Annotated in this window: 20 protein-coding genes and 3 pseudogenes; 16 read left to right on the forward strand and 7 right to left on the reverse strand. The window is 61.5% G+C overall.

The genetic code is table 11. The annotated features are described in order from the left end of the window. Nucleotides 1-159 (reverse strand): transposase (locus NKH17_RS30340; RefSeq protein WP_352973210.1); only part of this gene is annotated, 159 nt, incomplete at its 3' end. A gap of 834 nt (nucleotides 160-993) precedes the next feature. On the opposite strand from NKH17_RS30340, the gene NKH17_RS30345 reads away from it, so the two are divergent. Next, on the forward strand, nucleotides 994-1,209 hold the full coding sequence (locus NKH17_RS30345; protein ID WP_352809014.1) for a hypothetical protein: 216 nt from the start codon (nucleotides 994-996) through the stop codon (nucleotides 1,207-1,209). 222 nt (nucleotides 1,210-1,431) lie between these two features. Here the strand turns inward: NKH17_RS30345 and NKH17_RS30350 are convergent. Further along, a pseudogene (locus tag NKH17_RS30350) lies at nucleotides 1,432-1,731 on the reverse strand (DUF1236 domain-containing protein). A 1,053-nt stretch (nucleotides 1,732-2,784) separates the two neighbouring features. Here NKH17_RS30350 and NKH17_RS30355 point away from each other — a divergent pair. The 4 genes from NKH17_RS30355 (at nucleotide 2,785) to NKH17_RS30370 (ending at nucleotide 6,892) form a co-directional block, all read left to right on the forward strand. After that, entirely contained in the window at nucleotides 2,785-3,009 is a 225-nt protein-coding gene (locus tag NKH17_RS30355) for a hypothetical protein (RefSeq protein ID WP_352808649.1), read from the forward strand. A 558-nt stretch (nucleotides 3,010-3,567) separates the two neighbouring features. Beyond that, complete coding sequence (locus NKH17_RS30360) at nucleotides 3,568-3,756, forward strand: hypothetical protein (protein ID WP_352901870.1); 189 nt, start codon at nucleotides 3,568-3,570, stop codon at nucleotides 3,754-3,756. 955 nt (nucleotides 3,757-4,711) lie between these two features. Continuing rightward, entirely contained in the window at nucleotides 4,712-4,981 is a 270-nt protein-coding gene (locus NKH17_RS30365) for a hypothetical protein (RefSeq protein ID WP_502910642.1), read from the forward strand. Nucleotides 4,982-5,116: 135 nt separating this feature from the next. Beyond that, on the forward strand, nucleotides 5,117-6,892 hold the full coding sequence (locus NKH17_RS30370) for an SLC13 family permease (RefSeq protein WP_352808651.1): 1,776 nt from the start codon (nucleotides 5,117-5,119) through the stop codon (nucleotides 6,890-6,892). Between the two features lie 596 nt (nucleotides 6,893-7,488). Here NKH17_RS30370 and NKH17_RS30375 read toward each other — a convergent pair. Continuing rightward, a pseudogene (locus NKH17_RS30375) lies at nucleotides 7,489-7,641 on the reverse strand (EF-P lysine aminoacylase EpmA); the annotation flags it as partial. Between the two features lie 195 nt (nucleotides 7,642-7,836). Here NKH17_RS30375 and NKH17_RS30380 point away from each other — a divergent pair. Genes NKH17_RS30380 through NKH17_RS30390 form a run of 3 tightly spaced genes read left to right on the forward strand, consistent with a single transcriptional unit; the run spans nucleotide 7,837 to nucleotide 9,977 of the window. Continuing rightward, on the forward strand, nucleotides 7,837-8,877 hold the full coding sequence (locus NKH17_RS30380) for a glycosyltransferase family 2 protein (RefSeq protein WP_352808710.1): 1,041 nt from the start codon (nucleotides 7,837-7,839) through the stop codon (nucleotides 8,875-8,877). Next, nucleotides 8,852-9,544: a class I SAM-dependent methyltransferase gene (locus NKH17_RS30385; RefSeq protein ID WP_352808653.1), complete on the forward strand. Its 693-nt coding sequence runs from the start codon at nucleotides 8,852-8,854 to the stop codon at nucleotides 9,542-9,544. Before NKH17_RS30380 ends, NKH17_RS30385 begins: the two co-directional genes overlap by 26 nt. Then, entirely contained in the window at nucleotides 9,537-9,977 is a 441-nt protein-coding gene (locus NKH17_RS30390) for a GtrA family protein (protein ID WP_352808654.1), read from the forward strand. Before NKH17_RS30385 ends, NKH17_RS30390 begins: the two co-directional genes overlap by 8 nt. Here the strand turns inward: NKH17_RS30390 and NKH17_RS30395 are convergent. The 4 genes and pseudogenes from NKH17_RS30395 to NKH17_RS30410 form a co-directional block, all read right to left on the reverse strand. After that, nucleotides 9,974-10,606 (reverse strand): hypothetical protein, encoded by a 633-nt coding sequence (locus NKH17_RS30395; RefSeq protein ID WP_352808655.1) that lies wholly within the window; start codon nucleotides 10,604-10,606, stop codon nucleotides 9,974-9,976. The genes NKH17_RS30390 and NKH17_RS30395 overlap by 4 nt on opposite strands. Then, a complete protein-coding gene (locus tag NKH17_RS30400; protein WP_352808657.1) occupies nucleotides 10,593-11,750 on the reverse strand; it encodes a putative hexosyltransferase in 1,158 nt (385 codons plus the stop codon). Before NKH17_RS30400 ends, NKH17_RS30395 begins: the two co-directional genes overlap by 14 nt. Nucleotides 11,751-11,851: 101 nt before the next feature. Next, on the reverse strand, nucleotides 11,852-12,208 hold the full coding sequence (locus tag NKH17_RS30405) for a hypothetical protein (RefSeq protein ID WP_352808658.1): 357 nt from the start codon (nucleotides 12,206-12,208) through the stop codon (nucleotides 11,852-11,854). Nucleotides 12,209-12,217: 9 nt separating this feature from the next. Next, a pseudogene (locus tag NKH17_RS30410) lies at nucleotides 12,218-12,313 on the reverse strand (hypothetical protein); the annotation flags it as partial. A gap of 1,143 nt (nucleotides 12,314-13,456) precedes the next feature. Here NKH17_RS30410 and NKH17_RS30415 point away from each other — a divergent pair. From NKH17_RS30415 to NKH17_RS30450, 8 genes are all read left to right on the forward strand, one after another. Continuing rightward, a complete protein-coding gene (locus NKH17_RS30415; protein WP_352808659.1) occupies nucleotides 13,457-14,068 on the forward strand; it encodes a cupin domain-containing protein in 612 nt (203 codons plus the stop codon). A gap of 116 nt (nucleotides 14,069-14,184) precedes the next feature. Next, a complete protein-coding gene (locus NKH17_RS30420; RefSeq protein WP_352808660.1) occupies nucleotides 14,185-15,123 on the forward strand; it encodes an ABC transporter substrate-binding protein in 939 nt (312 codons plus the stop codon). A 74-nt stretch (nucleotides 15,124-15,197) separates the two neighbouring features. After that, nucleotides 15,198-15,995: an ATP-binding cassette domain-containing protein gene (locus NKH17_RS30425; RefSeq protein ID WP_023721835.1), complete on the forward strand. Its 798-nt coding sequence runs from the start codon at nucleotides 15,198-15,200 to the stop codon at nucleotides 15,993-15,995. Next, the gene (locus NKH17_RS30430; protein WP_352808662.1) at nucleotides 15,992-16,996 is read left to right on the forward strand and encodes an ABC transporter permease; all 1,005 of its coding nucleotides are present in this window, start codon (nucleotides 15,992-15,994) and stop codon (nucleotides 16,994-16,996) included. The genes NKH17_RS30425 and NKH17_RS30430 overlap by 4 nt, the downstream gene beginning before the upstream one ends. 4 nt (nucleotides 16,997-17,000) lie before the next feature. Continuing rightward, on the forward strand, nucleotides 17,001-18,098 hold the full coding sequence (locus NKH17_RS30435) for a phosphotriesterase family protein (protein WP_352808664.1): 1,098 nt from the start codon (nucleotides 17,001-17,003) through the stop codon (nucleotides 18,096-18,098). Between the two features lie 18 nt (nucleotides 18,099-18,116). Beyond that, nucleotides 18,117-18,887 carry a glutamine amidotransferase gene (locus NKH17_RS30440; RefSeq protein WP_352808665.1) on the forward strand — a complete coding sequence of 257 codons (771 nt, stop codon included), beginning with the start codon at nucleotides 18,117-18,119 and terminating at the stop codon, nucleotides 18,885-18,887. A gap of 3 nt (nucleotides 18,888-18,890) precedes the next feature. Then, nucleotides 18,891-19,799, forward strand: a complete 909-nt coding sequence (locus NKH17_RS30445) for a ribokinase (protein WP_352808667.1) — start codon at nucleotides 18,891-18,893, stop codon at nucleotides 19,797-19,799. Continuing rightward, the gene (locus NKH17_RS30450; RefSeq protein WP_352808670.1) at nucleotides 19,796-20,626 is read left to right on the forward strand and encodes a BtpA/SgcQ family protein; all 831 of its coding nucleotides are present in this window, start codon (nucleotides 19,796-19,798) and stop codon (nucleotides 20,624-20,626) included. Before NKH17_RS30445 ends, NKH17_RS30450 begins: the two co-directional genes overlap by 4 nt. Nucleotides 20,627-20,635: the final 9 nt, after the last annotated feature.

The raw sequence follows: 20,635 nt of genomic DNA on the forward strand, positions 1-20,635 counted from the left end.
AGGCAGATCACGCCACGGACTGCCAGTCCGCACGATCGAAAGAACCGCTTCGACGAACAGGCGATTGTCGTGGCCGCTTCGCCCAGGATCCGCTGGCTTACCCAGACAATGCGGTTCCATCTTCGCCCACTGGGCGTCCGTCAGCACGAATCGTTCCATCCAAAGCTTGGAATCACGATCAAGCCTGAATGGGAATCATGAATATCAACAGGCCCTAGTCCGAATCCCTGTGTCTTCAGCAGAACGAAAATCGGTTACTTGCGCAGAAATGATCTTCATAGCGTCCACCCTCTCCCAAAACACCCTATGGGAGCATTGGCGTCGAGCAAAGTCGAACGGAAGAACGCGAGCGTCCGAAACGCGGGCGACCGCTGGTCGCTGCTGACAGCCGAGCCGCCGCACGATGGGCGGAGACGAAGCGGGCTTTTAGGCTTTCAATCCTGCCGAGGCGCTTTTTCGGAGACGAACTCCTGGGCCTTCGCCATTCTCGTCGGACGCCAGCCGCCTTCAAGAGCGCATCAATTTTTCAGCCAGACGTAAGTGTGTTCAAATTCCGGACACCAAATCTCGATACTGGTCTTGATCTCGCACGTCCGGCCAGTCTGAGTAAGGCAGTGGAGCGCCACCGCTTGGTGCGCTGCAACGACCGGATCTCCCGGGCAAGTTCGCTTACGATTTCTGGTTTCAGGCGGGCTCGCCCTTGTTCTTCTGACATCACACCAAATGCCTCTTGTCGGGCCAAGAGTGCGGGTCGCTCCTAGGCGTCAGCGGCTAAGTGTATGGCTAACGATTTGCTATTGTACGCTTTCGTATCAATTTCGGCAATGGATTCGGTCGGCGTGGAGAAGGATCTTAGCCCTCCCAGAAATCCTGCAGCGACGCGTTACCGCGCCGGCCGGGAGTTTCCTCCCTCGTGAACACCGGACGCGAGTTTTCTTGACTACGATTGCAAAAGTCTGTTCTCTCTCCCCAGCAAGGCATTTCGAGGCAATCGTGGATAGCAAGCGGCTCAACCACAAACTGGAGTGCAAGGCCTGCGGCACGATCCTGATGGCCATCCCCGACAATCCCGACGACGACACGCCCGTTCGTTGTAGCAATTGCGGAGGGTACCTCGGGCAATGGGGGGAGCTGCGGGACGATTTCTACAAACAGGCCCGAGGCGCACAGGCGTTCGACCTGAACCAGGGCAACATCATCAAGAAGTAAGCTAATTCACCCAGGGACGGGCCGGCCCTTAAATTTTTCAGCGCAGCGGCAATGCCCAGCGAAACGTCAGGCGGACCGGCGTGACCGCTTCCACTCGTCTGGCTTGAAGGCTGAAAAGATTTGAGGAGAATAATTCAATCAGTCCGCGCGAGCGGAACCTAGAACCGCAAAAAGCCCGCCGGACCTTTGGGCACGATGGGCTTTAGCGTGAAGAGATCGCGTTCAGTCGTAGATTTTCACAATCTTGCGGCGTACCTGGATCGACCAGGACGGTTCGTCCGTCGACGATCACGTAGCGGTACTGAACGTCTGGCACCTCGTAAAGCTCAACAGTGTCAGGCAGAGCCGTGCCGATGTTGACCTCCACGCCGGGAAGGCTCAACGATGCCATTGGTTTCTTTTTCACGTACTCTCGGACACAGTATCTTGTTCAGGCTGAATGATGACCTCCTAAGCGGCGGCGGCGCTGACACCAACTAGCAAAAGGATCCCAGTCGCAGCCGATGAAAGTTGCTTTCGCATTTAACCTCCAAGCAAATTTCCGCTGCGGTGCTAGATTGCTGCCGCGACGGGTTGCTTACGTTGAACGGTGCGAAGCAATTCTTGTTCCACTGGCAGTTTGCGCGAACCCGCTGAAACACATACGCGCCAGCTCAAGGCTTGGTTTCTTCCTGAGGAGGCGCGCTTGGATCAGGACAACCAGGATGTGGCAATTTTTCACACGGAGAGGGCCGGTCGCCAACGCCGCCATAGTGTTTCACGAGTTTTGCGAAACCGTAGGCGAAGGCGAAAAGAAGCGCTAAAACAACCGCTATTCGGACGGCCATGGGATATTGTATCAGGATCCCGATCAGGAAGGGCGCGGATCACTTCCCTCGCGCAATTTCCTTCGCGAGATCGCCCGTTTCGCAAAGCCTGTGCTGAGCTCGTCAACCAACCGGTTGCTCACTTCGATCAGCCGATACAGCGCGTCTACCAACCGGCAGCTGGCCCCTAGGGTGAGCCTCGGCTGCTGGCCGGGCTGAAACCCTTCGCGGCGGTGACGTTGAATTCGGAGAAAGCGCGGCAAACATCGCTAAAGAAGTCCGCAGCCACGCCGTAGTCGGCTTAGCCAGCGGGCAAGGGACTATCAGGTCGTAAGTCCGTCAGTGTGGCGACTTCCCTGTCATGCCGCATCGGAAGGCCGAAAACACTGCGCGCACGAAGGCAGAAGAAGCGAGGACTAGTCGGCTGCTGGAGGAGGCAACTGCGTTTCGCCAAGCATCGGACATTCGAGCTTACGTGAGAGGCGCAAGCGAGGCCAATAACTCTTCGAACGAGAACGTGCCCGCAGACCAGTTTGAGCGCTGGGCCACCTGGGCGCTAGCCAATGCGGAACGTATCCATCCCGTCAAACCTCGGGCCTTCTCAAGGGGCATTGGCGAGCAAGCGAATTAGTAAAACCCGCCGCCATGAGGGAGCGGCCTCTTTAGGCAGTCTCCTTGCATTCTTGCGTCTTCCTGCGACTGTCGGCAGGTTCAGGCGACATGCAACATGGCACATGGCTGAATCGCTAGCTTGTTAGGGAGAAGGCATATGGGTCTGGTTTTTACCGGCGAAGAGGGAATCACTGAGCGGTTCGAGTTGTTGCTTGAAGCCTTTGATGGAACAGAGCGCGTCCTCGTCGTAACATCAACCGAAGCGATCGAAGACTTCGGCTTGGATGCCGTCCGCGAAATGGCATCTAAAAAATACGATGCAGGGCAGTTGGACGAGGCCGGCCGCGTTAGAGTTCTGACTAGCGACCTGCAAGGTAAATAGCCCGCCATCTTGAGACAGCGGGCTCTCTCGGCAGTTGCCTTGGAGTCCTGCGTCTTCCTGCGACTATCGGCAGGTTCAGACGACATCGGCGCCACATTGGGAGCTCAGGCGATGGCACCAGTTAGGGCGCGCTGTCTCGGGCAGCAAGCACCTGCGAAGATTATCTTTTTTTAATTTACCTTTTGCTGCGTCGAGCTCCTAGTCTCTCCCCCAGGGCCGAGAACCGCCGGCGATGCCTCCCACATCGCGACACGACGGAACCGGACGGCCCGGACGGAAGGCGGAAGGACCCCACGCCGCCGCTTTCCCTAACAAAAGGAGATGCCGCCGTGCGCTCTCTCAGGATTGCAACCCTCACCTCAATTCTCATCGCCCTTCCGTTGGCCAGCGCCTATGCCGCCGGACATGCCAAGGGAGCCCTCGACGAGTCGACGCCGACCGTCTTCTATGGTCCGCGCCTGGCCGGCTTCCTCGACCAGGTACAGGGCATCGATAAGGGTATCACCGATGCTAGGCAAGAGAAGACGATCACGCCGGCGGAGGCGCAAAGGCGTGCACATGCAGGCCGCCCACATCAGCCAGGCAGCCGAAAGGACAGCCGGTGCGGATCATGGTCGGATCCCGGCTCCGAAATACCAGCAGTTGCTTCGCCAGGCCGATAATCTCGACCAGAAGCTCCGGCTCGACAGCGGCAGTGGCTTCTTAATCGGCGACGGCTCCGATGGTGGCCATTATCCAAACGGCTGAAATCATTACAGCGCCGCGCGTCCAGAAGGACGCGATGGCGCTTCGGAAATGAGAAAGCCCGCTACCGTGAGGCATGCGGCGGTCGGCTACGTGGCGGGCCGGCGGAGAGTTCAGTAACGGTACTCGGATGAACAGCTCCTAGACGGACTTCGGCGGCTACGCGCCGCTCACGGGCAATCTCACGTTGTCGCTGATTAATGCGGACTCCGATCTGCCCACATACCGCGTGTTCAAAAAGCGGTTTGGCTCGATGGCCGCCGCCTATACGCTGGCTGGCTTTCCAAGCATGGATTCAGAGCTAAAGCTGAGCTCGGCCGCGCGTAGGCGGGCCAGCGGCCCGGAGGGATTGCGACGCGACGTCTCGAAGCCTCCGAGCGAAGGACACGTTTGACCACCAAAACACCGAGGCTTGCCATTGATCCTTGCAAGCTCGCGCCAGTCCGTAGCCTCAGCAACCGCGTTGAGCAGAGGGGCGAGGCAAGCAGACGCTCTTCGTTCTAGCCTGTCAGCACGCAAGACGCGGGGCGCCCTCGTCGGCGATTTCGGGATCGAGCAAAGGTGGGCGCGCATTCCCAAATTCTAGCGCTTCGTGACACAGGGAGTTGTGGCTTCGCTAGTGTGGCGCCCCCCTCTCTCGCCGCATTGGCCGAAAAGATGAAGCAGCGGACGGGATCGGAGCCGTCGAGTGTACATCGTGACGGCCAAGATCAACAAAGACAACCTGAGACATCGGGAGCGAGGGCAACAAGGTATTAAGCGAGGGCGAACGATCATGCTCCCGTAGTCGCGGCTGCTTCGGATGGGCGAGCCCGCGTGTCCGGAGGGAGAGGACGACGCGGGTTCTTCCTTAGCTACTATTGAAAATGGTGCAAGACGGTGCGCCTCCGTTGCGATGCCACAGTGACTGAAGGTGGCTGACAGCTACTCGCGACTGTCGAAAGCCACGCAGAGGCACATGGCAGTTGCTGGCCTTTGGCGACCACGCCTATCTGGCGCTGACCCTGCGCCGCCGTCCTACGACCAGGTCCGGTTGCCTGAGCTCTCCAACCTCGCCACAAAGATGCGGGTGCCAACGGTGGTGACGAACGACGTTCTGTTCCACGAACCTGGCCGACGCGTCCTGCAGGACGTGGTGACGGCCATTCGCCACAACGTGACGATCAACGAGCTGGGGTTCCGGCGCGAGCTCCATGCCGACCGCTATCTCAATCACCCGAAGAAATGACGCGGCTGTTTGCGCGCCACCCGGACCGAGGCAGCGCGCGGAGCGGCATAAGTCATCCGTCCTCGCGCTTTCCACTTCCACCAAGCGCTGACGAGGCGTTGACATCGCAAGCCGCAACAAGTGAACTTGCGGCCGATGCAGATCAATCAGGTTCTCTCCTTCGCCATCATCGCACTCACGATGGCGGCGTTCGTGTGGGGCCGTTTCCGTTATGATCTCGTCGCTTGCGGCGCGCTGATCGCCACGCTCGCCACCGGAGTCGTACCATATGACGCGGCGTTTTCCGGCTTCAGCGACGATATCGTTATCATCGTCGGCAGCGCGCTGCTGGTCAGCGCCGGCGTGGCGCGCTCCGGCATCATGGAACTCGCCATCCAGCGCTACGCGCCAAACGTGATCGGCATCCGGGCGCAACTCGTCCTTCTGGTCGCCGTCGTCACCGTGCTGTCGGCCTTCGTCAAGAACATCGGCGCGCTGGCGATCATGATCCCGATCGCCTTCCAATTCGCCCGCAAATCCAACACCTCGCCCTCGGTGTTCCTGATGCCGATGGCATTCGGTTCGCTGCTCGGCGGGCTGATGACGCAGATCGGCACTTCGCCCAACATTGTCGTCTCGCGCATTCGCGAGGAAATCACGGGCACCGCCTTCACCATGTTCGACTTCACGCCGGTCGGTGCGGCACTGGCAGCAGCCGGCATCGTCTTCCTGGCGCTATTCTACTGGCTGGTGCCGGTGCGAACCCGCGAGTCTAGTTCCATCCACGAGGCGCTCGACAGCCACAGCTATGTCACCGAGGCGCGGGTCGTTGCCGACTCGGTGGTCAACGGCAAGAGCGTGGCCGACCTTCTGAAATATGCCGGCGGAGAAGTGGTGGTCACGTCGATCCTGCGCGCTCGCACTCAGCGTATCATGCCGCTGCCGGACGCGGTGCTGCGCGAGGGCGACATCATGCTGGTCGAAGGCCTGCCGGAGGCGCTCGACCGGGTCGTCGCCCAGGCGAAGCTCAGCGTCACCGGGAGCCGCGAGGCGGCCGGCGGCGGTGGCAACGAATCGTCCACCGCCATTGAAGCCGTCGTGGGCGAACATTCCTCGCTTATCGGCTGGTCCGCGCAACAGCTGGCGCTCTACGACCGTTTCAATGTCAATCTGCTGGCCGTCAGCCGCAAAGGCGAGCGCATCAGCGAGCGTCTCGGTGCAGTGACGCTGCGGATGGGCGACGTGGTCGTGCTGCAAGGCAATCCGCAGCGATTGCCTGAGATCTTGCGCGAACTCGGCGCCCTGCCGCTCGCCGAGCGCCCGATCCTGCTCGGCAGCGCGCGCCGCGGCGTCGTCCCAGTCCTCATACTGGCGGCGGCGATGGGTGCCACCGCTGGTGGCATGCTGCCGGTGCCGATTGCCTTCTTCACAGCTGCCGTCGCCATGGTGCTTTTCCGTGTCGTTCCCCTGCGTGAGGTCTATGCGGCGATTGATGGGCCGATCCTAGTCATGCTTGCAGCTCTTATTCCGGTCAGCGATTCGCTTCGCCGAACTGGCGCCACCAACGCCATCGCCGGATGGCTCGCCGATATCGCCACAACCCTACCGCCACTCGGCGCGCTGGCGCTGATCCTGATCGTCTCCATGGCGGTGACACCATTCCTCAACAACGCCGCCACCGTGCTGGTCGTCGCGCCGATTGCCGCCGGTTTCGCCGAAATGCTGGGCTACCGCCCCGAAGCTTTCCTGATGGCGGTGGCGATCGGCGCAGGCTGCGATTTTCTCACTCCAATCGGCCACCAATGCAATACGCTTGTTATGAGCCCCGGCGGCTACCGTTTCAGCGACTACCCACGGCTTGGCTTACCGCTGTCGATGTTGGTCATCCTAGTCGCCGTTCCGATGCTGATGCTGGTCTGGCCGTTGCAGTAGTTTTTTGCCATCGCGGCCACCAGGCGCTCGAGCGGACTGGAGCACTCTGAACAGCGCCAGCGTAATGTCTGATTTGGAAGCGTGCGCGACATTTGGGATGGTGCTGAAGAAGAAGCGGTTAGCGTGGAACCCGGCCATCCAGCGTGCCTATCGGAACGGCCCGGTTGCGCCCGTTGGCAGATTAGCAGACCGGCGCAGGCCCAGCACCAATCGGGGCCGCCGCCACGGCAAGCAACAGAACTGTTCGCGGTCGGTTACGGGCAACCGTGGACGTCTCTCTACGCGGTCCCGTCCGTCTCACTTCGTCATCGACCTCGCGCACCGGAAGATAGGCATTTGTTCCAGCCATTCCCGCATCTCGGCGGCAATCGAGTTCAGCGCATCTTCTGTCGTCGGCTCAAGCGGCACGCCAGTGACATTCCGAAGCAACAGGCAGCGCGGCGCAGAATGATCTGCAGATCGGCTCGAGGTATGTCTCCGACACAACAGGCGGCGCTTTCAAGTTCCTGGGCGACAGATAGACGAGGTATAACTCGGATGCTTTTCAATGGCGGGCTCCATTGCTCCTGCCGCAGAGGGATTCACGAGATGCGTTAAGATTGAGCCGGCAAGCCCTCGCGGTCGGTGCTGCCGTCCGCTGCTACTGTGGCCAGCAGATCGATGCCGGCATGGCGCATAAAGGCCTCGGCGACGCTCAACCGTTCCGGCCCGGCAAACGGGTCGGCCTCGCGGCCGCGGAAGCTAAGACGCTTTGCGCCCGCCGGGCGAACCTCGCCGGCGACCTACCGACAGTTCGCGCCTCGCTGCGGACGCTCATCTCTCACTGAAAACCGGCATTCTAACCATAACTGACTAAATTAGAAGTTTCTTACATACGTTTGGAACTTTGTAGCTTTCGTTCCATTTTCAACCGCATGCGAGAGTCTGTGGTCCACGACCCTGGAATGACGGTGAACAGGTCACCGCCTCGCTACTCGCTGGTCCTGCCCATATACAATGAAGAGCAGGTGCTGCCTCGGCTGGTCGAGCGGATCAGTTGGCTGATCGGCCGGCTGGACGGAGAAACGGAGGCCATCTTCGTCGATGACGGAAGCGTCGATGGAAGCGTCGAATACCTGCAAAAGATGGTCGCCGCCGAACCACGCTTTCGGCTGATCGAATTTTCCCGCAATTTCGGCCACCAGATGGCGATTACCGCCGGTATGGATGCCGCTGCGGGCGATGCCGTCATCGTCATGGATGCCGACCTGCAGGACCCGCCGGAGGTCGTTCTCGATCTGGTGGCAAAGTGGAAGGAAGGCTTCGAGATCGTCTATGCCCGCCGAGTCAAGCGCGAGGGCGACTCCTGGTTCAAGCGCTTTACGGCAAGTCTTTTCTATCGCCTGCTGGAGAAAATGACGTCGGTCGATATTCCGCGCGACGTCGGCGACTTTCGCCTGGTCGGCCGCAAGGCGCTGGAAACCTTCAAGCATATGCCCGAACATGACCGCTTCGTTAGGGGCATGTTCGGCTGGATGGGCTTCAAGCAGACGGCAGTGCCCTTTGAGCGCCACGCGCGAACCCTGGGCCAGACCAAGTACCCATTCTGGAAGATGATGCAGCTTGCGGTTCACGGCATCGTCAGTTTCTCCGAGAAGCCGTTGCGCCTAGCGCTCTGGGGCGGATTGGCCATTTCCGTGCTTGCGGTGGTCTTTGGTGCCTACGCGATGTTTGCCTGGTTTTTTGAAGCCGGCATCATTGCCGGGTGGACATCCACGGTGGTGATCGTGTCGCTCCTGTGCGGGATCAATCTTTTCATGACCGGCGTGGTCGGGCTCTATGTTGGCAGCATCCACGCCGAGGTGAAACGCCGCCCGCTGTACGTGATCGATCGGCTCACCGGCTTCGACGAGGCGATGCGTGCCGTCTCTGGTAAGCGCCGCCGATCGTTTCACAAGCCCAGGAGTGGAGTTCCCGCCAATGGGCGAACTCTTCGACAGCTATAATTCCAACTATGGCGAGGCGGTCGAAGGGTCCATCCGGTTTTCCGGACTCAGGCACGACTTCTTCCTTGTCGCCAAGGCGGACCTGCTGCGGCGTCTGGTGGTCGAGCGAAAGCTTCGGCAGGGTGGGTCGGCTGTAACGGCGCTGGATGTCGGCTGCGGCGTCGGTTCGCTCCACCCCTATCTCGACGGCGCTTTCGACAGCCTCGATGGTTGCGACGTCTCGCAAGACTCGATTTTGCGCGCCAGCCAACACAATCCGCGTGTGGCTTACAGGACATGCAGCACGCAGGGGCTGCCTTATGAGGACGGCACGTTCGACCTGGCTTTCGCCAGTTGTGTCGTCCATCACGTTCCGCCCTCCTCCTGGCTCGATTTCTTCCTGGAAATGCGGCGCGTCGTGCGGCCAGGCGGTGTCGCCTGCATCATCGAGCACAATCCCTATAATCCGATGACGCGTCTTGCGGTGTTCCGGTGTCCGTTCGACCACGATGCGGTCCTGCTCAACGCGGCCAGAGCAAGGTCCCTCTTTCAGGAAACAGGCTTCAGGGACATCCGCTCCGAGCATTTCCTGCTGCTGCCCTCGGCAAGGCCCTTGGCCAAAAAGGTCGAGCGCCTGCTTTCTGCCCTGCCGCTTGGAGCCCAGTACGTGTGCAGCGCTTATGTCTGAGCGCCGTTCGACCGGCGACGCCGGGCTGAGGCTGCTGGCGCGCTTCGGGTCGGTCGGCATCGCTGCAACGATCCTGTATGCAGTGATGGCCACCGCTTTGGTCGAATGGCAACGGTTCGGCCTCTCGCCGGTCGGTGCCTCGCTCGCGGCTTACACCGCAGCCGCCCTGTTTTCTTATCTTGCTCATAAGTTCGTGACTTTCGCGTCGAGCGGATCGCATCGATCGGAGGCTCCGCGTTTTCTCTTGCTGACGGCAACCGGCTTCGCCGTGGCTTACGCGGCGCCGGCACTTTTGACGGCGAAACTCGGCCTGCCGCCGATCATTGCCATTCTGGTTACATGCTTGCTTGCTCCGGGGGTCAATCTCTTCATGCTCGACCGCTGGGTTTTTGCGCAGCGAAGACCCGGCCAGCAACGTGATCGCCCGCCCTAATCCGCCTCAATGGGATCGAGCCGGAGCGACAACAATTTGATGGAGCGCTTATAGATGTTGCTGGCGGCCGGACTTGGCGGAATGCCGTCGAGGTAGTCGAAGGCGATGTCGAGTGTCCTCGCCCCGGGGAGGGCCGCCGGTGGGATGACGAACGTGACCGTGCGTGGCTCTTTGCCGGACAGCATCACCGCATGCACCCGAACGCCGTTCACCGAGATCACAACCCTTTGCGTGATCTGTGGCGGACGAATGACAGCGGCCATTTGCAGCGTGGCCGTCAGGCCGTCGCGAAGCGGCGGTAGCTTCAGGCGAAGCCGCGAGGTCTCGCCCAGGGAATGGGTGCCGTCGGCTACCGGCCCCGACCAGCCACAGACCATCATGCCGGCGGCCTGTTTGGCCCCATCGGACCGGAAGGACACTGTCTGGCCAAGGGCGTAGCTGCCGACGGCGTCGCGGTTGAGGCAGGTTGTCGTCTGGTCGATGTAATAGGCGCGATAGTCGGCGTAGACGTTCGGATTGACGGCAAGCGCAAGGATGATGATTTCGGAGCCGGCCAGAACCGCCGCCAGCGCGTAGCCGCCAAGCGAGGCCGCGCGCCGATATGGGTCCGGAATGCTAGACCAGGGCAAGATAGCCCCCGATCCATGCGACGGTCATGAAATAGCAGGCGCCCAGGAAGAGACCCAGAGCCGCAAGAAAAGTCAGCTTCGACGCCGACAACAGCGTGGTCAGCAACATTGTCAGAGGCGCAAGCCCAACGACGTATCTGACCATCGAGGCCAGGTTCGTGATCAGCGGCGAGATGATGCAGCAGGCGCAGAACAGCGCGGCGCCATATTGCCTGCGAACCGCCAGAACCGCCGATAATGCGAGTCCTATGAGTGCGGCGAGCGCGCTCCATTGCGGGGCTGTGGGCAGCCATCCGTCTGTCGGAACGGCCGAGAGTCCATCCCATATAAAGGCGAGCGGATTGCCCGCCACCCGTCCAAACGCGCGCTGGACGTGCAGGAAGGCAAAGCCGTCCCCGACCGTCAGATAGAGGAACAGGATGTAGGCGAACAAGCCGGCAGGCGAGATGAGAATTGCAACGAGCAGATCCGGTCGGCCAAGCAACCAACGCGGGAACGACAGCGCCGATCCGCCCTTTGCGCGGTAATCCCTGAACATCTGAATGACGGTCGCAAATACAACAAGCACTCCGACGAGCCTGGTTGCCGACAGCAGAGCCGATGACAGCCCCGCGGCCAGATAGCTGGAGCGTTTGAGTGCGAGAAAAACGCACGACGTCAGCAGCACGAAAAGAGGTTCGGTCAGGAAGGTCGTGAAGTGAAAGGAGAACGGGCCGCTGAGCAGAAAGGCGCAATACAGCACATAAGCGCGCATGTTCTTCTCAATCAGCGGCCACGCCACCAGACAGGCCGCGTAGCTGCACGCAATCGATGTGATCGATGCAACCACTATCGTCGGGAAAGGGAAAACAGACCGAATTGCCGCCACCACCATCGGATAGAACGGGAAGAAGCCCCAGCGTCCGACATTGCTCTGGTTTGGAATGGGAAAGCGCTCATAACCGTGTTCGGAAATGTCGACATACCACGCGCAATCCCACCGGCAGAGCGCCTGGGTATAGGCTGCGAAGCCTGGTTCCGCCGAGACCGAAGCAAATGCGGCATAGCGAATGGCCAGTCCACTGACGACGAACAGCAGCGGCACCGCCGCGACCGCAATAAAGCGGCCGCCGGCGTTCCGACGCGCGACAGCTTCGAGCGCCAAAATCTGCCTCCACCCGTTCAAGTGGCTGGCGCCACGCAAAGCTAGATGACGCGCGCCCGGGTGAATTCAAGGCATGCAACGCGGCTCGAATGGCGGTACCGCTACCCCGCGCTTCTGAGCCAGACCAGCATCTCGCCGGGGTCGCGGTTGTCCCAGGCGAAATACGGCACGGCGGTGAGCTTCGCTTCCTCCACCGCCGGCGGTTTGGTGCGGTAGAGCCCCTCTTCCCAGTTTTCGAAAGCCTCCTTTTTGGCGATCGCCGAAAGTGTCACGACGCCGCCCAGAAGGTTCGGCTGCTGATGCGCCTCGATGTCGGCGGTTCGCGGCAGGGCGATGCGGTGCAGCTGGCTGGAATTGTCGGTCTCCTCGACGCAATAGATCAGCAGCCCGCGCGCCAGTGCGACGCGGCCGATATCCTGCCGCACCTGGGGGTTGGCGTATAGACGGTCGACCGCCATTTCGAGGTCGAGCTCGACGCGGTCGCCTTTGCGCCATTCGCGGCGGATCGCGGCGTAACCGTCGCTGCTGATGGCAGCCAGATCGACATCGGGGCCGTTGACCTTGAGCGCCGGCGATAGTGAGCATGCTCCGGCGAGCGCTCTCCAAGGAGACTTAGCCGTCTATCGACCGATCGAAAGAACCTTTACGTCTCAAGAGAGCATCTGCAGAACTGGCTCGCGAAATACCAAGACCAGCAGTCAAGTCCGCTTTCAGTCAGTGGCAAAGGCTGGCCTCAACGGCCGCTAAGAAGGCGCAGAAGCAGACGGTCGGCTTTCAAACCGGAGCGACAAGAGCAGACCTTTGTTCGGCGCAAGTGCCGTCCTGACGTGACGCAACGCGGTCTTTCGGCTGCGGGCGCCGCTGGCTGGAGCTGCGTTAGTCGATCGGAGGCCAATGGTATTTTCAATGGAACGCTAATATACATGGAAACCCAAACGAGCAGCGCCTGCCAGATATTGAGGAATGCCATGCCAAGGCTCATCTTCACGGCAATGTGTATCGCCGCCGCAACAGCCGCTAACGCCCATGATTGGTACGAAGACAAGATTGACCCGCAGACCAAATTCAAGTGCTGCGGTGGTTCTGATTGCCGCGCCGTACCTCGGTCTTCGGTGCGGTCCAGGGTAGACGGTGGCTACACTTATTTGCCGCATAATTTCACCATCCCACGAGACCGGGTACAGGAATCCCCGGACGGTCAATACCACATATGCGAAAATAAATATGTTGTAACCAATCAGCTGTATTGGCGTTGCTTCTTCGCACCTCGTGTAGATGTATCTATACTTCTAAAGCATTAACCGCGCTTCCGCATTTCACATCCGCAAGGCGCTAGTCCATTAATTCTGTTGTACTTTCTTCAAATTGTCGAAGCTCAAGCCGTGCGCGACTGCCCCAGGGATTTCATTGAATACGCCGCGGCCACCGAGAGCCTGCGCACCCTGGGCGTTACTCCATAGGGCGCACTGCCGCGGGTGACTTCTGGGCGCGCTCCGCGGCTGGCGATTTCGGCCCCGATGGGCAGCCAAGCGATAGGGGATAACTGGCGCGGGATCATCAGCACGGTTGATGCGGGAGCGGCATTCGCCGGATGTGGTAGCTGCGGCTGCAGTCTCGAATTTGACGCATCAGCACTTGCAAATCGTCGGCCGAGGTCTTTTGCTCGCGCGATAGTTGCCCTTGACCGTTGAATGGTTGGCGAACAGATGAACAAGCTCGATCGACGGCGGCCAGAGTCAGAAACGGACGCCACCGTAAATGCCGCGAGACTTGGAACTCGGCTGCGCCTCGCCCGCCAGACACGCGGCATGACGCTGAAGACGCTGGCTGGGGCTGCGAATTGCTCGGAAAGCCTGCTGTCCAAGATCGAGAACGGCAAGGCTTCGCCGTCACTGCCCATGCTTCACCGCCTGGTCGAAGTTCTCGACACCAACATCGGCTGGATGTTCGAGCAAGTCGATGACGACGAGGCGATCGTATTTCGGGCGGGCGCAAGGCCTTTGATCGCGCTCGACGCGCTACGGCGTGGCGAAGGCATTTCGCTCGAACGCATCATTCCATATTCGCCTGGCCACCTCCTACAATGCAACATCCATCACATCGAGGCAGAGGGCTCGAGCGAAGGTCCGATCCAGCATGCCGGCGAGGAAGTCGGTTATGTGCTCGCCGGCCGGATCGAACTGATCGTCGACGGCAAGAGCCATGCTCTCGCCGCGGGCGATGCCTTCGTGTTCAGGTCGGAGTTGCCGCATCATTACCGCAACATCGGCGAGGAACGCGCTAGCATTTTCTGGGTCAACACGCCGGCGACTTTCTGAGCAACGCTCTGCGGTCATTTGGATTGACAAATATTCAAGTCTCTTGAATGTTTGCCTTGTGCCTGTAGCACCAACGGGACCAGCCGAGGTCTGGTCCGCAAGCAAGGGGAACCGAAATGCGTCTGTTCAAACTTCTCGCCGGCTGTGCCGCCGCCATTGCTATGGGGTCGGCAGCGATGGGATCGGCGCTTGCCGATACGTTCGCTCTCGTCAACATCAACCAGCAGGCCCTGTTCTTCAACCAGATCAACGAGGGCGCGCAAAAGGCAGCCGACGCCGCCGGCGTCAAGCTGGTCATTTTCAACGCCAACAATGTGCCGAGCGCGCAGAACGACGCGATCGAGAACTACATCACGCAGAAAGTCGACGGCATCATTCTGGTCGCTATCGACGTCAACGGCGTCAAGCCTGCGATCACCGCCGCCAAGTCGGCCGGCATTCCCGTCATAGCTATCGACGCGCAGATCCCCGACGGCGACAATATTTCGTTCATCGGCGTCGACAACACCAAGGCCGGCGAGGACATCGGCAAATTCTACGCCGACTATGTGAAGACCGAGATGGGCGGCAAGGCCAAGATCGGTATCGTCGGCGCACTCAATTCATTCATCCAGAACCAGCGGCTCGACGGCTTCAAGAAGGCGGTCACCGAAAGCGGCCAGGCCGTCACCTTCCTCGACACGGTCGACGGCCAGAACGTTCAGGAGACCGCGTTGAGCGCTTCGGAAAACCTGATGACCGCCAACCCGGACATGAACTCGCTCTATGCGACCGGAGAGCCGGCCTTGCTCGGCGCCGTTTCGGCCGTAACCAGCCAGGGCCGCACCAGCGACGTCAAGGTATTCGGCTGGGATCTGACCAAGCAGGCCGTTCAGGGCATCGACGACGGCTGGGTGGTCGCGGTCGTGCAGCAGGATCCGGCCGGCGAAGGCAAGGCCGCGGTCGAAGCGCTGGGCAAGCTCAAGAAGGGCGAGAAAATCGATCCGATCATCAATATCCCGGTGACGATCGTGACCAAGAAGAATGTCGACCAATACCGCGCGATGTTCAAGTAAACTGCGTCGGCGACCGAGCCGCGGCGCCGCCTGAGGCTGCGCCGCGGACACATTGCAATCGCGTGGAATCCCAGATGAGCAGTGGCCAGACCTATCGGGTGCGGATGAGCGGCATCTCAAAGCGCTACAACGCCATCCAGACGCTCGATGACGTGTCGCTGACGCTGAAGCCGGGCGAGGTGCTAGGGCTGGTCGGCGACAATGGTGCCGGCAAGTCGACATTGAGCAAGGTGCTGTCGGGGGCTGTGGTTCCCGACGCCGGCACCATCGAAATCGACGGCAAGCCGGTGATCTTCAGCTCGCCGGCGGACGCACGTGCGGCGCGCGTCGAGATGGTCTACCAGGACCTGTCGCTCTGCGACACTGTCGATGTCGCCGGCAATCTGTTTCTCGGCCGCGAGCCGCGCCGCCGCATCGCAGGCATTTCCTTTCTCGACAAGAAGCGCATGCATGACGAGACGCGCCAGATGCTCGATCGGCTCGGCATAGTCATCGCCGACACCCGGCTCAAGGTCGAAAACCTCTCCGGCGGGCAGCGCCAGTCGATCGCGATCGGCCGCGCCGCCTCGTTCGAGCCGGCCGTGCTGATCATGGACGAGCCGACGGCAGCGCTTGCCGTGGCCGAAGTCGAGGCGGTGCTCGAACTGATCCGCGCGGTCAGTGCGCGCGGTGTCAGCGTCATCCTGATCACCCACCGGCTGCAGGATCTGTTCCTCGTCTGCGATCGCATCCAGGTCATGTATGAAGGGCGCAATGTCGCCGAGCGGCTGATCGGCGAGACCAATATCGAAGACGTGGTCAATCTGATCGTCGGCCGCAAGTTCAGTGCGCGTTCCGCCACCAATGGCTATCGCGGTGGAGCGCCGGCATGAGCGACGCGATCCACGCCGCCCAGCCCTCACGAGTGCGCAAGGGCACCTGGCGCGATGTGCTGCACGCCAATGGCAGTGTCGTCTCGATCGCGCTGTTCTTTCTGGTCGTCTGCATCATCTTCTCGGTTGCGACCGACGCGTTTCTGACATCGCCCAATCTGTTGAACATCCTGCGGCAGTCGGCGCCGCTGCTGATCGTCGCCGCGGCAATGACTTTCGTCATCACGACCGGCGGCATCGATCTTTCGGTCGGCTCCGTGCTGGCACTAGTGGCGACGCTGTCGGCGACGCTTTTGCAGTTCGGCCTGCCGTGGCCAGTCGTTATCGTCGCCATGTTGGCGCTCGGTGCCCTGCTTGGCGCGGCGCAGGGCTATTTCGTCGCCTATGAGGGCATCCCGTCCTTCATCGTCACGCTTGCCGGGCTTTCGGTGATCCGTGGCGTGGCGCTGCTGATCACCGGCGGCTATTCCATCCCGATCGAGCCAGGAAGCGCTTTCACCGTGCTGGGCCGCGCCTGGTTCCTTGGCGTGCCGGTGCCGGCGCTGATCGCGCTGGCGATCCTGGCCATCGCCTATCTCGCCTTCAACGAGACGCCATTCGGCCGCTATGTCACCGGTATCGGCGCCAACGCCGAGGCCGTGCGGCGTGCCGGCGTCAACACGCGGCAGACGACGCTCTTCGTCTACGTGATTTCCGCCACCGCGGCAGCCCTTGCCGGGATCATCATTGCTGCCCGGCTTGGATCGGGATCTTCGAATGCCGGACAGGGTTTCGAGCTGGAAGTCATTGCCGCCGTCGTGCTCGGCGGCACCAGCCTGTTCGGCGGCCGCGGAACGATCATCGGCACGGTGCTCGGCGCGCTGACCGTGGCCGTCATCGGCAACGGCCTGATCCTGGCGCATCTGTCGCCTTTCCTGACGCCGATCGTCACCGGAACGATCATCCTGATCGCCATCTGGCTGAACTTCCGCCTGTTCCGCGGCGCCGTGCGGAGCCGTTGAGCCGATGAGCGGTCTGTTCGATGACGCAGTGCCCGCCCAGCGGCTGCCAGTCGGGGTCGCAACCGGCCATGTGATGACCGTGCTCGGCCCGGTTCCGGTCGAGGAGATGGGCATCACGCTGATGCACGAGCACATCTTGCTCGATGGCGCGCGCAGCTGGAAATGCCCCTGCCACCCCGACGACATGGCGATCGCCGAGCAGCCGGTGAACATCGAGATCATCGGCGAGTTGCGCATGAACCCTTACGTCAACCGCGACAACGTCTCGCTCGACGACGCCGACCTGGCGCTGTCGGAGCTGCAGCGCTATCGCGCGCTGGGCGGCCACACCGTCGTCGATGCCACCAATATCGGCATCGGCCGCGACCCCGACAAGCTCGCCCGCATCAGCCGCATGTCCGGCCTGAAGATCGTCATGGGCACCGGCTTCTATCTTGAGCACACCCATCCCGAATGGCTGAAGGCGATGGATGTGGACGCCGTTACCGAGTTCATCGTCAACGACGTCGGCGGCGGCGGGACGCAACCGCCGATCATGGCCGGGTTGATCGGCGAGGTCGGCGTCAGCAAGGATTTCACCGCCGAAGAACGCAAGTCGCTGCGGGCTTCGGCGCGCGCCTCGCGCATCACCGGCGTGCCGCTGTCGATCCATCTGCCTGGCTGGGAGCGGCTGGCGCACGACGTGCTTGATATCGTCGAGGCCGAGGGCGCCGATCTCCGCCACACCGTACTCTGCCACATGAACCCGAGCCACGACGATCCCGATTACCAGAAAAGCCTCGCCCGGCGCGGCGCGTTACTCGAATACGACATGATCGGCATGGACTATTATTATGCCGACCAGGACGCGCAATCGCCCTCCGACGAGGAGAACGCACGCGCCATCGCGAATCTTGTCGAGGCCGGCTTCGGCGACCGCCTGCTGCTGTCGCAGGATGTCTTCCTAAAGATCATGCTGACCCGCTTCGGCGGCTTCGGCTACGGCTATATCCTGAAGCATTTCATACCGCGCCTGAAACGGCATGGCGTCGAGCAGGCGGCCATCGACCGCATGCTGATCGCCAATCCGAAGAGCGTGTTCGCGCGGCTCCAAGCGGCCTAGACTTACGACGGAGTTCAAATGTCCAAGAAGAAGATCCTGCTTGCCGGCGAATCCTGGGTGTCGACCGCGACCCACATCAAGGGTTTCGACCAGTTCCCGACTGTCACCTATCACACCGGCGCCGACGAATTGCTGGGCGCGCTCAAGGCGACCGACTTCGACGTCACCTTCATGCCGGCACATGAGGCGCAGCGCGGGTTTCCTCAGACGATGGAGGCGCTGTTAGCCTATGACGCGGTCGTGCTCTCCGACATTGGCGCCAACACGCTGCTGCTGCATCCCGACACCTGGGTCCACTCTAAGCCGACGCCGAACCGCCTGCGCCTGCTCCGCGATTACGTCAGCGGCGGCGGCGGTCTGTTGATGTTCGGCGGTTACTACAGCTTCCAGGGCATCAATGGCGGCGCGCGCTACCGCAAGACGCCGATTGAGGACGTGCTGCCGGTGAACTGCCTGGCATTCGACGACCGAGTCGAGGTTCCCGAAGGCTTTGCGCCGGTGCCGCAAGCCGGGTCGAGCCATCCCATCCTCAGGGGTCTCGGTTCGGACTGGCCGATCCTGCTCGGCTTCAACGAGGTGACACTGAAGGACAATTCGGAAGTTCTGGCCAGCGTCTCGTCGGATTATGGTTCGCTGCCGCTGCTTGTCACCGGCCATTACGGCAAGGGCCGCACCGTGGCCTGGACATCCGATGTCGGGCCGCATTGGCTGCCGCCGCAATTCATCGCCTGGCCAGGCTACAAGACCCTATTCGAACAGATGCTGGGCTGGGCGACCGGTGAGAGCTGAGCCATGCATGTCCACGTCGTCGGCAATGCCTGCGTCGATACCGTGTTTCGCGTCGGCCGCTTCCCTGCGGCTGGCGAGACTTTGAATGCCGTGAGCTATGCCGACGGGCTCGGCGGCAAGGGCGCCAATCAGGCGGTCGCAGCAGCGCGGACTGGTGCAGGGGTGACGTTCTGGACGGCGCTCGGCAAGGACCGCGAAGGCACATGGATCAGAGACCGCCTTGACAGCGAACTGTCAGACCTCGAGGTCAGCGAATTCGAGCTGCCGAGCGACCGCTCGACCATCGTCGTCGATCGAGGCGGCGAGAACTTCATCGTCAGCGGCGTTGCCTGCAGCGAAGCGTTCGATCCGGTGGCGCAAACAGCACTTGTCCGCTGGATCGCTCCCGACGATATCCTCGTCTGCCAGGGAAATTTGCGGACTGCCGTGACCAATGCCTGCCTCAGAGCAGCAAGGGAAAACGGCGCACGCACTGTTCTCAACGCCAGCCCGATCGATGCGGCATCCGTTCCCGATCTTGGCCTGGCGGAGTTTTTGGTTGTCAACCAATCCGAGGCGAAAACCCTGACCGGCCGGGATGACATGATAGCAGCCGCCGGCGCGCTGGTAGCCAAAGGTGCAGGCACCGTCGTCATCACGCTCGGCGCCGCAGGCTGTCTCGTGCTTGGCCCGGGCCATGAAGAGCCGCTTCGTTTGCCGGCGCCGCAGGTCGAGGCGCTCGACACCAGCGGCGCCGGCGATGTGTTCTGCGGCTGTCTCGCCGGCGGGCTTGCGCGGGGCATGTTGGTCACCTCGGCGCTGGATCTTGCGCTTGCGGCCGCCGCAATCGCCGTGACACGGCCGGGCACGCTGGCATCCTGTCCTTCCGCCTCCGAGGTGGCGGTGCTCATCGATCAAACGGAGCTCTCATGACCCAGATAGGCCAATCCGGCGGCGACGCACTCTTGCACCTTTTCGGCCGCACCAAGGTAGTGATCGGCGTCGTTCACCTGGCGCCCCTGCCCGGCGCGCCGCGCTACGACGGCGAGGCCGTGGAAGTGATTTACCAGCGCGGGCTCGATGACGCCAAAGCCTATCTCGACGGCGGCTGCGACGGCGTCATCGTCGAGAACCATGGCGACATCCCTTTCGCCAAGCCTGACGATATCGGGCCGGAGACGGCGGCCTATATGGCGGTCATTTCCGATCGCATCCGCCGCGAGCTCGGCAGACCGGTCGGCATCAACGTGCTGGCCAATGCCGCGATCCCGGCTTTGGCGATCGCCAGCGCTGCCGGCGCCGGTTTCGTCCGCGTCAATCAATGGGCGAACGCCTATGTCGCCAATGAGGGTTTTGTCGAAGGCGAGTCGGGCCGCGCGGCGCGCTACCGCGCCAGGCTGCGCGCCAACGGCATCCGCATTTTCGCCGATGCCCATGTCAAACACGGCGCACATGCCATCGTCGCCGACCGTCCGGTGGAGGAACTAGTCAAGGACCTGGTCTTCTTCGATGCCGATGCCATCATCGCTACCGGCCAGCGCACCGGCCACGCCGCGGATTTGGGCTACATCAGCATGATCAAGCAGGCCGCCGGCCTGCCGACGCTGGTCGGAAGCGGTGTCACGGCGGACAATGCCAAGGATATCCTCGCCATCGTCGACGGGGTCATCATCGCCAGCGCGCTGAAGCACGACGGCGTCTGGTGGAACCAGGTCGACTCTGCTCGAGTAAAGGCGTTCATGGGTGGTCTGAAGCGATAGCTGACTTCA

The organism is Mesorhizobium sp. M1334, from assembly GCF_040317995.1.
Lineage (GTDB): Bacteria > Pseudomonadota > Alphaproteobacteria > Rhizobiales > Rhizobiaceae > Mesorhizobium.

What these genes read in the sequence shown, in the direction of transcription:
- NKH17_RS30385 (WP_352808653.1), top strand. Translation starts at nt 8,852, where the DNA reads ATGGGCGAACTCTTCGACAGCTATAATTCCAACTATGGCGAGGCGGTC.
- NKH17_RS30430 (WP_352808662.1), top strand. Translation starts at nt 15,992, where the DNA reads ATGAGCGACGCGATCCACGCCGCCCAGCCCTCACGAGTGCGCAAGGGC.
- NKH17_RS30355 (WP_352808649.1), top strand. Translation starts at nt 2,785, where the DNA reads ATGGGTCTGGTTTTTACCGGCGAAGAGGGAATCACTGAGCGGTTCGAG.
- NKH17_RS30450 (WP_352808670.1), top strand. Translation starts at nt 19,796, where the DNA reads ATGACCCAGATAGGCCAATCCGGCGGCGACGCACTCTTGCACCTTTTC.
- NKH17_RS30415 (WP_352808659.1), top strand. Translation starts at nt 13,457, where the DNA reads ATGAACAAGCTCGATCGACGGCGGCCAGAGTCAGAAACGGACGCCACC.
- NKH17_RS30405 (WP_352808658.1), bottom strand. Translation starts at nt 12,208, where the DNA reads ATGGCGGTCGACCGTCTATACGCCAACCCCCAGGTGCGGCAGGATATC.
- NKH17_RS30420 (WP_352808660.1), top strand. Translation starts at nt 14,185, where the DNA reads ATGCGTCTGTTCAAACTTCTCGCCGGCTGTGCCGCCGCCATTGCTATG.
- NKH17_RS30360 (WP_352901870.1), top strand. Translation starts at nt 3,568, where the DNA reads ATGCAGGCCGCCCACATCAGCCAGGCAGCCGAAAGGACAGCCGGTGCG.
- NKH17_RS30425 (WP_023721835.1), top strand. Translation starts at nt 15,198, where the DNA reads ATGAGCAGTGGCCAGACCTATCGGGTGCGGATGAGCGGCATCTCAAAG.
- NKH17_RS30370 (WP_352808651.1), top strand. Translation starts at nt 5,117, where the DNA reads ATGCAGATCAATCAGGTTCTCTCCTTCGCCATCATCGCACTCACGATG.
- NKH17_RS30435 (WP_352808664.1), top strand. Translation starts at nt 17,001, where the DNA reads ATGAGCGGTCTGTTCGATGACGCAGTGCCCGCCCAGCGGCTGCCAGTC.
- NKH17_RS30445 (WP_352808667.1), top strand. Translation starts at nt 18,891, where the DNA reads ATGCATGTCCACGTCGTCGGCAATGCCTGCGTCGATACCGTGTTTCGC.
- NKH17_RS30380 (WP_352808710.1), top strand. Translation starts at nt 7,837, where the DNA reads ATGACGGTGAACAGGTCACCGCCTCGCTACTCGCTGGTCCTGCCCATA.
- NKH17_RS30365 (WP_502910642.1), top strand. Translation starts at nt 4,712, where the DNA reads ATGGCAGTTGCTGGCCTTTGGCGACCACGCCTATCTGGCGCTGACCCT.
- NKH17_RS30390 (WP_352808654.1), top strand. Translation starts at nt 9,537, where the DNA reads ATGTCTGAGCGCCGTTCGACCGGCGACGCCGGGCTGAGGCTGCTGGCG.
- NKH17_RS30440 (WP_352808665.1), top strand. Translation starts at nt 18,117, where the DNA reads ATGTCCAAGAAGAAGATCCTGCTTGCCGGCGAATCCTGGGTGTCGACC.